The sequence below is a fragment of the Paraphotobacterium marinum genome, from assembly GCF_002216855.1.
GTDB classification, from domain to species: domain Bacteria; phylum Pseudomonadota; class Gammaproteobacteria; order Enterobacterales; family Vibrionaceae; genus Paraphotobacterium; species Paraphotobacterium marinum.
This window is the reverse complement of record NZ_CP022355.1, coordinates 260,115-276,013: the sequence shown is the minus strand read 5'-3', so window position 1 is coordinate 276,013 and position 15,899 is coordinate 260,115. Positions and strand designations below refer to the sequence as shown.

The window sequence follows — 15,899 nt, the reverse complement described above, 5'->3', positions numbered from 1 at the left end:
CCCAGTTGTAAAAGAGACTTATACTTTTTTTCCCAACTATGATTTTCTTTTAATAAAATTAGTAACTCATTCTTGGATTGCATATACTATTCTAAAAATTTAATTGCTTTTTTCAAATATTTTATAAATAAGTATATTTCATCTACTGTATTATATAAAGCAAAAGATATTCTAATCGAGCCATTTATATTTTTTAATCTAAAAAAAGGCTCTGCACAATGATAGCCGGATCTAATAGCAACCCCTTGTTCAGAAAGAAGGGTTGATAAATCATAGTGATTTATGTTTGGAGTATAAAAAGAAATTATACTTGTCTTAAAACTTTTATTTAACAGACTCACTTCTGGAATTTTCTTAAGTTCATCAAAAGTGATTTTTGATAAGTGGTGAAGATGTTTGTTAATTAAATTCAAATCAAATTTAGAATACCAATTAATTGCTTCTGCAAGAGCAATTGCACCGCTGATATTTGGTGTGCCAGCTTCGAATTTAAGAGGAGGGGCATTTAATGTAATTTTGTCAAATTGAGTTGATTTAACCATCTTGCCTCCACTCTTAAATGGTGGCATTTTTTCTAATAAATCTTTTTTTGCATAAAGGATACCAATACCATACGGTGCAAAAATTTTGTGTCCTGAAAATACATAAAAGTCTGGTTTTAAATTACCTACACTAATTTTTTCATGAACAATACCTTGTGAACCATCGATTAAAACTTTAGCTTTATATTTATGAGAAATTTCTATGATTTTTTCAATAGGATTTCGATGTCCAGTAATATTATTTATATGTGATACTGCTACAAATTTTGTTTTTGCATTGATTAATTTCTTAAAATGGTTAATGTCAATAATATAATCATCGTTAACCTTTACAACTCTTAAATTAGCACCAATTTCATCACAAGCAATTTTCCATGGGATTAGGTTAGAATGATGCTCGATTTCAGAAATGATAACTTCATCATTAGGTTTTAGGAAGTATTTCAAGTATGATGAAGCCACTAGGTTAATGGATTCAGTAGCGCCAGATGTCCAAACGACTTCCCCATCTTTATCGCAATCTATATAATTTTTTATAGTATCTCGCGAAAGTTCGTACTCTTCTGTAGTTTTATGAGCTTGAATGGAAGTTCCTCGGTAAACGTTTGTGTTTTTATGAGTATAAAATTCAACTAGTGAATCAATAATAATTTGAGGCTTTTGAGTAGTTGCAGCATTATCAAAATAAATATAATTATTTTGTCGAAAGAAAGGGAACTCTTCTCTAATTTTTTTTGTATTAATATAATTCATTTTATTTTAATGGTTATGATTTATTAAAGATAAAAAAAAAGCACTGATTAAAGATTTCAGTGCTAAACATTTTGGTTAATAATCCAAAAATATAGGAAGTAAATTAGTAGATTAAACTACTAGATTAGCAAATGCTAATCAAAATACAAACACAACATGACAAATAAAATAATTTAATACTTTATTCGCATGCACGTAATATAGTTTTTATCTGGAACTTATTCAACAGATAATTTATAATAATTAGCATTAAAAAAACTAATGACAAAATTATATGGCTAGAAGAATTCCTCCTCTTAATTCCTTAAAAGCTTTTGAGGCAGCGGCGAGATATTTAAGTTTTACCAAAGCTTCAGAAGAATTGTTTGTGACTCAAGCTGCAGTAAGTCATCAAATAAAAACGTTAGAAGACTTCTTAGGGGTTAAATTATTTAAGAGAAGAAATAGAAATTTACTATTGACGGAAGAAGGGCAAAGCTACTTTTATGATATTAAGGATGTTTTTGCTTCATTGTCAGATGCTACTGATAAAGTTTTAGAAAGAGGAGCAAAAGGTTCAATTACTGTGAGCTTGCAACCGAGCTTTGCAATTCAATGGTTAGTTCCAAAGTTAGCCAAATTTAACGATCTGGAGCCTGATATAGATGTTCGTATTAAAGCGGTTGATGCTAATGATGGCTCGTTGACTGATGATGTTGATGTTGCAATATATTATGGAAAAGGAAAATGGAATGATTTAAGAGTTGATAAATTATACCAAGAATACCTTATCCCTGTTTGCTCACCAATGTTGCTTAATTCAGAAAAACCAATCAAATCAGTATTTGATTTAAATAATCAAACCCTTTTACACGATACATCAAGAAAGTCTTGGAAAAATTTTTTTAAAGAAAATAATATAGATAGCACAAGATATAATCAAGGGCCAATTTTTAGTCACTCCAGTATGGTTCTGCAAGCTGCTGTTTATGGGCAGGGTATTGCTTTAGCTAACAATATTCTGGCTAAACCAGAATTAGAAACAAAAAGATTAGTAGTTCCATTCTCAGAAAAGCTAATGAGCAAAAATTCATACTATCTTGTTTCCTCAGAAAAAAATGCTGACTTTGGTAAAATTTCTGCTTTTAGAAAATGGATTCTTGAAGAAGCTATGATAGATAACCAACAGATGTGATAGGAAAATTCTCCGACTTTTCTCGAAGAAATAAGGAGTACTTTTCCTTTTTTTAATTTAATAGTTTATAAATATAAATATAAATATGACTAATAATATGTAGCTTAAATGATTAAATTTTTTTATTTTTTTGTATAATTTTCTTTGGTTTATCATCTCTTCTTTTAGAAGCAACATTATCTCATTTACAAATTTATTTTAATTCTTATCAAAAAGATATTTTCAAAACCGGATTGAGATTTCAGGAATTTTATTTGGTGTTTTTTATTATTGGGATCATTTTAGATAGAAAGATTCAATATATTCGAACAAAAGTGTTTTGTGGATTAATTTTTTTGGTATTATCTTCTTTTGTTTTAACTTATATTTAAAAGCCTTTGATTTACATTATTTGGTTTCTATTTTGACGCCATTTGGTGCTATTCTACTTGGGTTGTCATGGATATTTTTCCCTTTCCTTTTATTTAAATCAGCCAATTAAGTTTATTTTATATGAGGGTGTATATTTTTCTTTATTGGTCATTCTTTTTTCTTTAATGAATAGACTTAAAAGCTTTTCAAGTTCAACTTTAATTTTTTGTCTGCATGAATAATAAAAGGTCCTTTTTTTTGGATATTATTTTGGTATTTGACTTTCACATTTCCGGAAACTATTGTAGAAAAAACTTTTCTGAGTTGGCATAACAAAGTAGAAGGATTCGTATTCATACTTAAAATGATTTTTTCAACAGATTTATGGGTTGGCTTGAATGGTTGTTGAAGATTTTTATTTATATGCGTTAGCCAACTAAATGAATATGAATCATTGTTTAAGGTTCTATTTAATTTTACAAGTTTTAAGCAGTTTTTTACTTCAACAGCAACCTGATTAAAGTCTCCTAAAATTATTTTATATAAATCAGTAATTTTTTTTCCAAAAATATTAGAAAGAAAACTATTTATAGCCTCAAAATATGGTTGTGAGTTGGTAGGGCCTGTCAAGATGATTGGTATATAGTTTGATGAGTTGTTTTTATCTGATGCAACTCCTAAAATATAAAGTAACTCTTCCAGAGTTCCTGGACCTCCAGGTAATATAATAAAAGCATGTCCAACTCTTATGAAACACTCTAGTCTTTTTTCGATATCGGGAAGAATTAAGAGCTTATTAACAATTGGGTTTGGTGGTTCTGATGCAATTATAGAAGGTTCACTTAAACCTATGAAATCACTTGAGTTGACTCTTTGCATTGAATGACCAACAGCAACCCCCTTCATTGGAGCTTCCATTGCTCCTGGCCCACATCCGGTACAAATGTGTATTTTCCTCAAGCCCAATGCAAACCCTAAATTTTTACAATACTCATACTCTATTTCATTTATTGAGTGTCCACCCCAACAGACAGCAAGTTTAGGTGGGTGTCCTTGTTTTAGGATACTTGCATTTCTACACATGTTGAATATTAAATTTGTGGTTTCTTGAGAGCTTAAAGAAATTTTTTCTAACTTAATTAAATTATTTAAATAGATTAAATCTCTCAAAACAGAAAATAAGTTTTCCTGAATGCTTTTTATTATTAAACCATCAATAAATGCAAACAGAGGAGGGTTAATTAATTCAATTTTAAAGTCTCTTGCTGTTTGAATAATTTTAATTTCAAAATTTTTATATTTTTCATAAATTAATTTACAGTTATCAGATTTATTTCCTGTATTTAGTATTGCAAGTGAGCAATTTCTATATAATTTATATAACTTGCTACTCTTTTTTTTTAAATCTTTAATTTCAAGTTGAGAAAGCATATTCATGGAACCGGTAGGAGAAACTAAGACTTTGAACTGTTGCTTTTTATACATGAGTAATTTCCTAAATATAATACTCTTAATATTATAGTTTAGTTATTAATTATAAAATTAAATAGAATCTCTTGTTTACTCTTTATATGCTTAAGTTGATTTGAATTGATCTTAAGAAACCCTTTTTCCAAAAGCCTTACCAATCCGCTATTAGAATTGAGATCTATGTAGGATGTTGAAGGAAAGTAATTTATTGATTCGATAAATGTTATTGAATTTTTTTTGTCTCCAAGTTTGTAAAATAGGCAATCTTATTTGCTAGTAATAAAATTTTTATAAAACTCTGAAAAGGAAGATTGAAATTCATATTAGAAATTAATGGGAATTGCAAAGATCCTATTGAGTATGAAAGTATTTTATCAAATTTTTTTAAATGAAAATCAAATTTCTCGAAATATTTTAATGTCATTGTTGTTTTATTTAATCCATAATCCTCGATGATAAAAGTGTTAGTATTGTAAAAATAGACTGTCATTTTCAGTTTGAGTTGTAGTATGCCTATAATTTGTTTTTTTACTTCCTCTGGAACACTATCATTGCCTCTACTACTTATTTGAATGGTGTGGAAAATCACTCCTTTATTAAGATTTTTTGAAATTTTATTTTTATATAAAAACGTTAATTTATTAAAGTTGAAGCAGTTGTATTTATCACAATTAAAACTTTCATTCATAAGCGTGATATTCTTATTAGAAAGTTTTCTATATTTGAGAAGAAGGAATATAAATATAAGGCCTAAAAAAATTAAAGTAAAAAAACATAATAAAATTATATTTTTAAATTGTATAATTGCATCATCTTTTCTTTGTATCGCAGCTCCTATTCTTTTGAAATAGAAGCTTTTATCATATAATTTTTCTTGTTTTAAAAAAAAATGAAGATCTTTTTGGCTTCTCAAGTTTTCTTGTTTCTTTATCAACTGATTGTATTGCTTTTCAATGATCAATGCATGATAGAAATCAGATTGCTTTTCATAACTTTTTGAGAGCAAATCAAGGGTATGAAGCTCTATTGAAATTAGATCTTTGTTTGTTATATTGTCTAAAATTAAATTTAATTTGGGTATTGCCTCTTTAAAATTATTACTATTAATATTTATTTGTGCTTCAATAAGCTCTTTGTGTAATTTTAAATTTTTATTCAGATAATTAGAAGCAACCTCTTTCAGGTATTTTTTGGCATGTTCTAGATCATTATTAAGTAAATATGTTTCGGCTATGTGTAATTTAGTTTTAGATGTTGAGCTGTTATTTTGTTCTTGGTAGTTTAATAGGTTGAAATAATAGTTTAAGGCTAAACTGTATTTCTGTTTCTTTTGATAAATCTGTGCAACTATAAATATTGTTTTCATCAAACTATTCGTATAATGATTATCTTCAAAGTATTTCATTGATGCCTTAGCATATCTTAATGAGTCACTGTAGAGTTTTTTCTTTAAATATAAGTTAGATAAGAAATATTTAGAAGTAGCAACACCGTAATCATCTTGGTTACTTGTCGCTAACCAGAAAGCAGACAAAAACTGATCTAATGATAAATCATATTGCCTATAATTAAGATAATGTTTGCCCTCTTGGATATAAAAGTAAAATAAAACTTCCTTACCTAGTCCTTCGACAAGATATTTTTAGCAATTGAGAAGCTATTAGTTGATTCTTGTTCACTAGTTTTAGACAGGATAATGGCTTTGAAAAAATAGTAGAAAAATAAGGATTGATTTATAGATTTGTCGCGATAATTTAATAGTCTTTCAATTTTTATATTATTGAGCTTTTCTAATGCGTTTTGAGTGTTATTATTAAGAACCCACTCAGCGTAAACTTGGAAGATTTGTGACTTTAGTAAGGAGCTTTCTAAATTATTACGTTTAGAAAATTTATTAAATTCTTTGTTCCAAAATATTGCTGCCTTAAAATTATTTTGAGCAATTTCAGACATGATAAGAATTTGGTATACATGATTTATTTGATTTAATAAAGTCAAATTGTTAATGATTAATAATTTTTCTCCAAATTTATCCTTCATATTTTTTAAAATAAGGACGATTGTTTTGTTACAAGGGAAGGGCTATCTAATAACTTATTTTCAAAATTATACAGATATGGTTTGGGGGAGTTAGATGCATGTGTTACAGTGGAAATGGTAACCAAAATGGCCATTAAAACTATTTTTTGAATGACTTTTAACATTTAATTATTGTCTTGCAAATCTAACATTTTCACTAGGAACTTTACCTTGGTTGGTTCTGTATGGATTAATATCAAGACCTCCTCTCCTTGTGTATCTTGCATAAACTGTTAACAACTCAGGTTTACAATACTGCAAAATATCTAAAAAAATCCTCTCAATGCATTGTTCATGAAACTCGTTATGAGTTCGTAAGGAAATTATATATTTTAATAAAGTTTCTTTGCAAATTTGAGGTCCTTTATATGATATTTTAATGCTTCCCCAGTCAGGCTGATTTGTTATCAAACAGTTGGATTTTAATAAATTAGAATAAAGGTCTTCTTCAACAATTTCACTACCCTTTGCATTTGTTAAAATCTTTGGATTATATTGATATTGTTCAATTGACAAATCAGAAAAAACTTTTTCTAAACATATGCCTGAAAAAAAACCAATAAATTGGTTATTAAACTCTTCTAAAGGAAGAAGCGTAACATCGACAGACGAATTGGCTACCTTAGAAAGATCTTTTTGCATCGTATTAGCAACCTCTTGCCAACTTTTAAAGTTAGTTTGGTTAAAGCTATTTAAATAAAGCTTGAAAGACTTCGACTCAATGATAAAGTCACTATCAGATGAAACTCTAACTTCTCCAATCGCTACTTGAGGCAAGCCATTCATATTTAACCAAGATAGTTCATATAAAGTCCATAAATCAAAGCCAGAGAATGGTATGCAGTTTTTTGTTAGACCTAATGTAGCCCTATTTAAATCCCTAGAAACTCCTTTAAGGAGGGTATTGTTATATTCACTGGGGTATTTTGTGCTTTTACCTAAAATTAAGTGAAGCGTACCAGAATCGGTCGATCGTTTACTCATATTTGATTCTCAATCAGATCTATAAAAATTATTATTAAATTTGCATATTTTGGGTTTATCAAAATTTTATTATTTACTAGATAGCAGAGCAGTAAGCTCATCAATTACAGGTGACCAATCAGAATCATTTAATAACTCTTCTTTCAAAAAAGATTTTTGAAAATCGTTCCAAAAGTTGGCATCATAAAGAGCAATATTTTTAATAGAGTGAGCTTGAACGAAAGAGTCTATTTCTTTTTGGCTGTTAGGTAATCCTAATTGACTAAATAAATTAGCTAGATCGTGTTTAAATGCTTCCATAAAATTTCACAAAAGTAGATATATTTAATTAAGAATTATATCATAAAAAAAAAAAAAATGGGAATAAAATTATTAATAGTATAGATATAAGTTATCGTGACGAATACATCGTAGCTATCAATAAACCTTCAGGTCAACTAGTTCACAGAACATTGATAGATAAATATGAAACCGATTTTGCATTACAACAGATAAGGGATTATTGCGGTAAATTTGTATACCCACTTCATCGATTAGATAAACCCACATCGGGATGTCTTTTATTTGCTTTTGATAAAAAGGTGGCAATAGATATTTCTCATCAGTTTACTGCACGAACAGTAAAAAAAAATATATATCAGTAGTTAGAGGTTGGGTAGAAAAGCCACTTAGAATTCAACATCCGGTTAAGATATTTAAAGATAAAAAGAAGTTTACAAAAAAAGAAGCGATTACCTGTTGTAATCCTCTGAGTTACATTGAACTTGATATACCTAATCGAAAATACCCTAAAAGTAGATATACCTTGCTTCAAATGCAACCCCTAACAGGAAGAAAACATCAACTTCGTCAACATATGCATCATATTTCACATCATATTATTGGTGATGTAAATTATGGTGATGGAGTCCACAACAAAATATTTAGAGAAAATTTTGGAATTAGTAGGTTGCTTCTTCATTGTAGCGAAATGATTATACATCACCCTATATTGAAGAAAGATATTGTCATTAAAAGTCAATTGAAAGGAAGTTTTAAGAGCTTTGTGGAAAATATGTTTAGATAATTTAACATTATATCATTCTTTGCAGAATGGTTAATTTAAGCCTTTCCTTTTGAGTTTCAGTGAGGCAACTGTCATTTAAATTTGTAATAACAAACGTATCTTGAGCTTTTTCTCCAATTGTTGCAATTTTTGCACTTTTCAATATTATATTTTCTTGAGAAAATATTTCTGATATTTCTGTAAGTAAACCAAGTTTATCCATTGCAGTTATCTCGAGTATTGAATGGGATTTCGAAATGGTTTTAGGAAAATTAACTTTGGGCTTAACGTTAAAAACACTATTTTTATAGTTATGGGTATTATTCTTAATTAGATGTTTGTCTTCAATTGCTTTTGTTAAGGAGCGACGCAACTCATTATATCTGTTAGATTGAAGAGGCTTATGATTGACATCCAATATCAGAAAATAGTCTATTATATATTTATTCTTTGCTGAGAATATATCTGCAGAAACAATATTCAGTTTTTTTCGATCTAAAACATGGACTAACTTTGAAAATAAAAAGTTCTCATTGTCACAATAAACAAAAATCTCAGTACCTCCAATTTCTTTGTTTTCTTTTATAGCTATATTTGGCAGAGATGATGACATTAAAACTTCTTTTGTGTGAAATGCAATCTGATTACTATTATGCCTAAGAAAGTATTCAGCTCCAAATTTTCTCCAAAGCTTTTTTATTTCTAAGGGGGGTTCTTTAAATCCCATAATTTTGAGAGCATCTAATTTATTAGTTCTAATTTTTAATCTTATGTCAGGGTATGAATTTACTTTATCGATTAAAATTGATTTGGTTTGTTTATAAAGCTCAGATATCAAAGAGCGTTTCCATCCATTCCAAAGAGATGGATTAGTTGCACATATGTCTGCAACAGTCAAACAAAGAAGGTATTCAAGTCTTTCTAAACTTTTGACTTTTTTTGAAAAAGAGATAATTTCTTCGGGATCATAAATATCTCTCTTTTGTGCCGTAAGAGACATTAGTAAATGGTTTTTAACTAACCAATGCAAAGTTTCTGCATCAGATATTGATAAATCATGTTTTAATGCAAAATTGTAAACTTCATTTGCTCCAATTTCCGAATGGTCACCTTTTCTACCTTTACCAATATCATGAAATAAACAAGCAAGTATAATAATATATTTTTTGGAAGTGTTATTAAATACTCTTGAGCAGAGCGGGTGCTCTTTACTATTTTCTTCAAAGTTTTTTAACTTACTTAATAATTTTATGCTATGCTCGTCAACTGTATATACATGAAATAAATCGAACTGCATTTGGCCTACAATAAATCGCCATTGAGGAAAATAGTTTGAGAGTATATTAAAATCATTAAGCATATGATAGGTTCTTTTCAAAAAATTTGGCGCCTTTAATAATGTCATAAATTTTTTTCTGGCACTGGGAATATCTATCAAATCTTTTGTAATTTTAGTTTGAGATGATCTTAGCAACCTGATGGTTTTAGCTGAAACTCCAACTATTGACGTATCTTGAGTAATTTTGATAAATAGTTCTAATATTGATTCTGGTTTAGATTGAAAGAGAGCGGGTTTTTTTACATCTATTAAGTTGTTAACAACTTGGTAATTATCATCAAGAACTCTTAAAATTGTGTTTTTTTTGTTTGATTTTAAGATTGTTTGCTCAAAAAGTTGCATGAGAAGGCCGTTTAATTCCAATACAACCCTAATAACTCTGTATAGCTCTTTCATCATTTTTTCCACAGCTTCGTTATTTTCTCCACTGTAACCTAGTTCTTTTGAAACTATTGTTTGACTTTCAAAGGTTAATCGATTGTCTTTTCTTTTTAAACTTATATGAAGAGCAAAACGTAATTTCCATAAAAACTTCTTACATTGTTCTAATTCACGATATTCAGATTCTATGAAAAAACCTTTTCTAACAATTTTCTCTTTGTCGTTTGTTCTGAAGTGCTTATTAACTATCCAGTCAATTGTGTGTATGTCTCTTAGAGTTCCGGGGCTAGACTTTAAATCAGGTTCAAGATTATAACCAGTACCCTTATATTGTATCCGACGTTTATCTTGTTCTTCCTTTTTGGCTAAAAAAAAATTTTTTGAATTCCACACAAAATCACCACGAATAATATCCATTAATTTTGTATATAATTTATTATCGCCAACAATTAATCTGGACTCTAATAGGTTCGTTGCGACTGATAATTCGACTTTAGCTATTTTAATAGTTTGCTCTGCAGTTCTGACACTATGCCCTATTTCAAGCTTTAAATCCCATAAAAAATTGACAAATGTGCTAATTTTTGACTCTATCTCATCATCTATTTTTTCTTTACTTAGAAGTATCAATATATCAATGTCAGAGAAAGGGTGGAGTTCATTTCTTCCATACCCTCCCACAGCGACAAGAGACAACAACTGTTTAAGATCTTTTGAAAAGCAATTATCCCATATTAAGCAGACTAAATGATCGATATATGAAGCTCTTTCATGAATTAATTTTTCTGCAGAGTCTGGATTTTGTAAAAATTGTTTTTTTTGTGTATCGTTAAACCCGATTAATTTACTCTTTAATTCTTGCAGAGATAATTTTTTATCCATCTTATTAAATATGTTACATAAATAAATTATATTTTATAAAAAAATCATAACTTGTCTATTATATAACTAGTATTTTGTTAAAAAAAATGATATAAAACGCAACGTAAATTTAAAGTTACAAAAAATTAAAACCACACATATCGACACATTTTTCGGGGTGCTTTTTTTGAAATAAGTCGAAAAATGGGATCATGTGAACGAATAACCCCATATTAAAAGAGGTATTATATGACAACTGTATCTATGAGAGATATGCTAAAAGCCGGTGTACATTTTGGTCACCAAACACGTTACTGGAATCCTAAAATGAAACCTTTCATTTTTGGAGCTAGGAATAAAGTACATATCATTAATCTTGAGCACACAGTGCCAATGTTTAATGACGCTCTTGCAGAAATTAAAAAAATTGCTGATAGAAAAGGTAAAGTTCTTTTTGTGGGTACAAAAAGAGCTGCAAGTAATGCTATCAAAGAAGCTGCTGAAAGCTGTGATCAATTCTATGTAAACCATAGATGGTTAGGTGGTATGTTAACTAACTGGAAAACGGTTAGACAATCCATTAAAAGACTGAAAGAGTTAGAGTCACAATCACAAGATGGTACTTTCGATAAGCTTACAAAGAAAGAAGTTTTAATGTTAACTCGTGAGATGGAAAAGCTTGAAAAATCTCTCGGTGGTATAAAAAATATGGCTGGTTTGCCAGATGCAATGTTTGTTGTTGATGCAGATCATGAACATATAGCTATAAAAGAAGCTAATAACCTTGGTATTCCAGTATTTGCCGTTGTAGATACAAACTCTAATCCTGACGGTGTAGATTTTGTAATTCCTGGGAATGATGATGCTATTAGGGCTGTACAATTATATACTAGCTCTGTAGCTAAAACTGTAAACGATGCTAAAAATGAAGATATTGTTGTTCAAGCAGAACAAGATGGTTTCGTTGAAGCAGAGTAATTTTTACTGTAAGTGAATTTTATTAGAGGGCCTAATAAGGTCCTTTATTTTACCAAACGTATTTATGAGGATATTTTATGGCTACTGTTACTGCTAGTTTAGTAAAAGAGTTGAGAGAAAGAACTGGTGCTGGAATGATGGAATGTAAAAAAGCACTCGTGGAAGCTAATGCTGATATAGAATTAGCTATTGAAAATATGAGAAAAAGTGGTGCAGCTAAGGCAGCGAAAAAAGCAGGAAGAGTTGCCGCAGAAGGTGTTATTTTAGTAAAAGAACACAACGATAAAGCAGCTATACTAGAAGTGAATTGTGAAACAGATTTTGTAGCAAAAGACGAAAGTTTTCTTAAATTTGCAAATGATGTTGCTGACGTAGCAGTTCTAGAAGAGTTGGAAATTGATGAGTTGAAAAATCAGTTCGAAGGCGCTCGTTCAGCTTTGGTTGCAAAAATTGGTGAAAACGTAAGTATTAGACGTGTTTCATACATCAAAGGTTCAAAGATTGGAAGTTACAAGCACGGTTCTAGAATTGGTGTAGTTGTTAGCGGTAATGCAGATGAAGAAACAATAAAGCATGTAGCTATGCATATTGCTGCATCTAAACCTGAATTTGTAAATCCTTCAGATGTTCCAGGCGATGTTGTTGAAAAAGAAAAAGCTATTCAAATTGAAATAGCAATGCAATCAGGCAAACCAGCTGAAATTGCAGAAAAAATGGTTGTGGGTCGAATGAAGAAGTTTACAGGTGAAATCTCTTTGACTGGGCAACCATTTGTAATGGATCCAAGCAAATCAGTTGAGCAGTATTTGAAAGAACGTACAGCGACTGTAAATAACTTTATTCGTTTCGAGGTTGGTGAAGGAATTGAAAAAGAAGAAGTTGACTTTGCCGCTGAAGTTGCCGCAGTTCAAAAAGGCTAAAAATTATAATTAACCACCATTTTAAATGGTGGTTTTTTTTCAAGTGAACTTAAGGTGAACATTATGTCTCAAAATCTAAAAAGTAAGTACAAGCGTATTTTGCTAAAATTAAGTGGGGAAGCACTTCAAGGAGAAGAAAATTTTGGCATTGATGCTAAAGTTTTAGATAGAATTGCTGAAGAAATTCATCATCTAATAAATTTAGGAATTGAAGTTGGTTTAGTTATTGGTGGCGGAAATTTATTTAGAGGCGCTGGATTAGCTGCAGCAGGAATGAATCGAGTTGTTGGTGATCATATGGGTATGTTAGCGACGGTCATGAATGGGTTAGCCATGAGAGATGCCTTGCATCGTTCAGGATTAAAAGCTAAATTAATGTCATCAATCCCACTTAATGGAGTCTGTATTGATTATAACTGGGCAGAAGCAATAAGACAGCTTAGTAAAGGTCAAGTTGTAATTTTTTCCGGTGGTACTGGTAATCCTTTTTTTACAACAGATACAACTGCTTGTCTTAGAGGGATTGAAATTGAAGCAGATTTGGTTTTGAAAGCCACTAAAGTTAATGGCGTTTATTCGGATGATCCTGTTATAAATAAAGATGCTACTTTGTATAGAAAGCTTTCATATGATGAAGTTTTATCTAAAGAGTTGAAAATAATGGACTTAGCAGCATTTACTCTGGCTAGAGATCATAATATGCCAATCAAAGTATTTAATATGAATTTACCTGGAGTATTAACAAAAATTGTTAATGGTTCAGATGATGGTACATTAATAACAAATTAAGTGCACTTGGAGTTAAAAATGATAGATGATATAAAAAAAAACACAAAGTCAAGAATGGATAAAAGCATAGAAGCTTTTAAAAACCAGTTAATTAAAATCAGAACAGGTCGAGCCCATCCAAGCCTTTTAGACTCAATTCAAGTTGATTATTATGGTGGTATGACTCCACTGAAGCAAGTAGCTAATATTGTAGCGGAAGATTCAAGAACGTTGGCCATTACAGTATTTGATAAAGAGCTCACACAAAAAGTTGAAAAAGCGATTATGATGTCAGATCTTGGCTTGAATCCCAACTCAGCAGGTACTGTTATCAGAGTTCCTTTACCTCCACTGACAGAGGAAAGAAGAAAAGATTTAGTAAAGTTGGTTAGATCTGAAGGGGAACAGGCTAAAGTTGCGATACGAAATATTAGACGTGATAGTAATAATGACATTAAAAGCTTACTGAAAAGTAAAGATATTTCTGAAGATGATGATAGAAAAGGTCAAGAGGATATACAAAAAATCACAGATGGATTTGTAAAAAATATTGATGATTTACTGAGTTTGAAAGAAAAAGAATTGATGGCAGTATAACCTAAAGGAGATATATTCTATATCTCTGGATTCTTTTTAATTAGGAATATTAATGGATCAAATTATTAGTAAAGAAAAGGCACCTTTACCTAACCATGTTGCTATAATTATGGATGGAAATGGTCGATGGGCCAAACAAAAGGGACTGCCCAGACATAAAGGGCATAGAAAAGGAGTCGAGACAACTAAACGTATCATAGATTTTTCAGCTAAAAACAAAATTAAAGTGTTAACACTTTTTGCTTTTAGTAGCGAAAACTGGAAAAGAAATAAAAGAGAAGTTAGATTTCTGATGATGCTTTTTTTTATTACTTTAAAGAAAGATTTAAGTGAGCTTTATGATAGAGGGGTAAGGTTGAGAGTTATTGGTGATAAAGTTCAACTACCACTTAGACTTCAACGTTTAATAGAGTTAGCAGAGAAAAAAACAGCAAATAATGATAAGTTATTTCTAAATATTGCTCTCAATTATGGCGGGCAGTGGGATATTGTCAATGCCACCAAAGCTATTGTGGAGCAGATAGAAACAAAGCAAATTAGTAAAGATGAAATCAATACAGAATATTTTTCTAAATTTCTCCAATTATCTGATCTACCAAATGTAGATATGTTAATCAGAACTAGTGGTGAATTTCGAATTAGTAATTTCCTATTATGGCAAATAGCTTATTCTGAACTTTATTTTTCAGAAGCTCTATGGCCTGATTTCAGTGAATCCCATTATCAAGAAGCTTTATTTCAATATCAATGTCGTAATAGAAGATTTGGTGCTTAGCAACAAATCAAATAGATTAATTAAAGGATTTATTGTGCTAAAAACTAGAATCATATCAGGCCTCATCTTGGCACCGTTGTTAATATTTTCAATTATATTTTTTTCATTTAAGTATTTTATGATATTAGTGGGATTAATATCTATTTTGGCACTTTGGGAGTGGACGCAATTTGTTGTCAAAGAATCTAGAATATATCCTATGATTTTGTTTATTATCTTATTACTTTGTTTAATGTATTTGTTACCGACAAACCCCAATGAATTACAGCATAAATTAGTATTTGATTATGTAATTCTTGTTATAGGCATGATATGGTGGGTTTTAGCCAGTTTGATGGTAATTATTTTTCCAAGAAATTCAGAGTATTGGGTTGACTCTAAGTCCTTTAAAGAATTATTTGGTATTCTTAGTATAGTGCCTTTTTTTTGGTCAACTTTGATTCTAAGGAGTTTCGAATACAACATATCTGATAAAGGCATCAAATTGGTTTTTTTAGTATTGTTCATTACTTGGTCTGCTGATACAGGAGCATATTTTGTTGGCAAAAAATATGGAAAACATAAAATGTCTCCACACGTTAGTCCTAATAAAACGATAGAGGGTATGGCTGGAGGAGTTTTATTTGCCTTTGTAGTTGCAACAATCTACAGCAATATATTTTCTATTTCTATAAATTATTTTTATTTAATAATTGCACTCACTGTGATATTTTCTATTTTTGGAGATTTAGTTGAAAGTATGTTAAAAAGAGTCAGTCATGTAAAAGATAGTGGTCGAATTATACCAGGTCATGGTGGTGTTTTGGATAGGATAGATAGTTTATTAGCTGCCTTTCCGATTTTTACTATAAGTTACCTATTATTAAACTAAAAGTCAGTGAG

Annotated in this window: 15 protein-coding genes and 1 pseudogene; 9 read left to right on the top strand and 7 right to left on the bottom strand. The window is 30.0% G+C overall.

Annotated elements, in window-relative coordinates:
• Positions 1-86: 86 nt before the first annotated feature.
• Positions 87-1,295, bottom strand: a complete 1,209-nt coding sequence (locus tag CF386_RS01470; protein WP_089072741.1) for an aminotransferase class V-fold PLP-dependent enzyme — start codon at positions 1,293-1,295, stop codon at positions 87-89.
• A 274-nt stretch (positions 1,296-1,569) separates the two neighbouring features.
• Here CF386_RS01470 and CF386_RS01465 point away from each other — a divergent pair, with 274 nt between their 5' ends.
• Positions 1,570-2,469: a transcriptional regulator GcvA gene (locus tag CF386_RS01465; RefSeq protein ID WP_089072740.1), complete on the top strand. Its 900-nt coding sequence runs from the start codon at positions 1,570-1,572 to the stop codon at positions 2,467-2,469.
• 546 nt (positions 2,470-3,015) lie between these two features.
• Here CF386_RS01465 and ppnN read toward each other — a convergent pair.
• The 5 genes from ppnN to CF386_RS01440 all read right to left on the bottom strand — a co-directional run bounded on the left by ppnN (position 3,016) and on the right by CF386_RS01440 (position 7,653).
• On the bottom strand, positions 3,016-4,305 hold the full coding sequence (gene ppnN, locus CF386_RS01460; RefSeq protein WP_225971709.1) for a nucleotide 5'-monophosphate nucleosidase PpnN: 1,290 nt from the start codon (positions 4,303-4,305) through the stop codon (positions 3,016-3,018).
• Between the two features lie 208 nt (positions 4,306-4,513).
• Positions 4,514-5,824 (bottom strand): tetratricopeptide repeat protein, encoded by a 1,311-nt coding sequence (locus tag CF386_RS01455; protein WP_089072739.1) that lies wholly within the window; start codon positions 5,822-5,824, stop codon positions 4,514-4,516.
• An 86-nt stretch (positions 5,825-5,910) separates the two neighbouring features.
• The gene (locus tag CF386_RS01450) at positions 5,911-6,330 is read right to left on the bottom strand and encodes a hypothetical protein (protein WP_089072738.1); all 420 of its coding nucleotides are present in this window, start codon (positions 6,328-6,330) and stop codon (positions 5,911-5,913) included.
• A 168-nt stretch (positions 6,331-6,498) separates the two neighbouring features.
• Positions 6,499-7,353, bottom strand: coding sequence for an NADPH-dependent 7-cyano-7-deazaguanine reductase QueF (queF, locus tag CF386_RS01445; RefSeq protein ID WP_089072737.1), 855 nt, complete (start codon positions 7,351-7,353; stop codon positions 6,499-6,501).
• A gap of 69 nt (positions 7,354-7,422) precedes the next feature.
• Complete coding sequence (locus tag CF386_RS01440) at positions 7,423-7,653, bottom strand: DUF2789 family protein (protein ID WP_089072736.1); 231 nt, start codon at positions 7,651-7,653, stop codon at positions 7,423-7,425.
• 152 nt (positions 7,654-7,805) lie between these two features.
• Between CF386_RS01440 and CF386_RS13575 the strand changes: the two are divergent.
• A pseudogene (locus CF386_RS13575) lies at positions 7,806-8,158 on the top strand (pseudouridine synthase); the annotation flags it as partial.
• Positions 8,159-8,419, top strand: coding sequence for a pseudouridine synthase family protein (locus CF386_RS13265; RefSeq protein ID WP_264080466.1), 261 nt, complete (start codon positions 8,159-8,161; stop codon positions 8,417-8,419).
• 7 nt (positions 8,420-8,426) lie between these two features.
• On the opposite strand, the gene glnD is transcribed toward CF386_RS13265, so the two are convergent.
• On the bottom strand, positions 8,427-11,000 hold the full coding sequence (gene glnD, locus CF386_RS01430) for a [protein-PII] uridylyltransferase (protein WP_089072735.1): 2,574 nt from the start codon (positions 10,998-11,000) through the stop codon (positions 8,427-8,429).
• Positions 11,001-11,228: 228 nt separating this feature from the next.
• Here glnD and rpsB point away from each other — a divergent pair, with 228 nt between their 5' ends.
• From rpsB to CF386_RS01400, 6 genes are all read left to right on the top strand, one after another.
• Positions 11,229-11,957 carry a 30S ribosomal protein S2 gene (rpsB, locus tag CF386_RS01425; protein ID WP_089072734.1) on the top strand — a complete coding sequence of 243 codons (729 nt, stop codon included), beginning with the start codon at positions 11,229-11,231 and terminating at the stop codon, positions 11,955-11,957.
• A 77-nt stretch (positions 11,958-12,034) separates the two neighbouring features.
• Complete coding sequence (gene tsf, locus CF386_RS01420; RefSeq protein WP_089072733.1) at positions 12,035-12,877, top strand: translation elongation factor Ts; 843 nt, start codon at positions 12,035-12,037, stop codon at positions 12,875-12,877.
• Between the two features lie 63 nt (positions 12,878-12,940).
• Positions 12,941-13,666, top strand: a complete 726-nt coding sequence (gene pyrH / locus CF386_RS01415) for a UMP kinase (protein WP_089072732.1) — start codon at positions 12,941-12,943, stop codon at positions 13,664-13,666.
• Positions 13,667-13,684: 18 nt separating this feature from the next.
• Complete coding sequence (gene frr, locus CF386_RS01410) at positions 13,685-14,242, top strand: ribosome recycling factor (RefSeq protein ID WP_089072731.1); 558 nt, start codon at positions 13,685-13,687, stop codon at positions 14,240-14,242.
• A gap of 52 nt (positions 14,243-14,294) precedes the next feature.
• Positions 14,295-15,017, top strand: coding sequence for an isoprenyl transferase (locus CF386_RS01405; RefSeq protein ID WP_089072730.1), 723 nt, complete (start codon positions 14,295-14,297; stop codon positions 15,015-15,017).
• Between the two features lie 34 nt (positions 15,018-15,051).
• The gene (locus CF386_RS01400) at positions 15,052-15,888 is read left to right on the top strand and encodes a phosphatidate cytidylyltransferase (protein ID WP_089072729.1); all 837 of its coding nucleotides are present in this window, start codon (positions 15,052-15,054) and stop codon (positions 15,886-15,888) included.
• The last annotated feature ends 11 nt before the right edge of the window (positions 15,889-15,899 follow it).